This is a genomic window from Photobacterium sp. DNB22_13_2 (assembly GCF_052873915.1).
Genome location: NZ_JBNNXU010000230.1, coordinates 1 through 248, shown reverse-complemented (window position 1 = coordinate 248; position 248 = coordinate 1). Strand labels below are relative to the sequence as shown.

The following is a 248-nucleotide window of genomic DNA, read 5'->3' as shown; positions in this document are numbered from 1 at the left end:
CTGGTGGACCGCACGTCTTCAACCGGCGCGGCGGCGTCGTTCTACTACGCCACCGCAGCGCGCGTGCCGGGACCCAACGTACTGCTCAACTTCAAGGGCACGCCCGACGGTGTGTGCGGCTCCAGCTCGATCCAGCCGCATCAGCGCTGGGCCACGGGCTTGCTGATTGACGGCGCTACGCTGGCGGCTAACCCGGTCAGCGGCAACAGCTACTCGATCGACTTGTCGAATCGCGGCACCGCAGGTTC

Annotated in this window: 1 protein-coding gene; it reads right to left on the bottom strand. The window is 66.9% G+C overall.

All coding sequences use genetic code 11. The features are described from left to right. Positions 1 to 18: 18 nt before the first annotated feature. Positions 19 to 248: hypothetical protein (locus ACVA58_RS28480; protein WP_446513586.1), on the bottom strand; the 230-nt coding region annotated here is incomplete at its 5' end.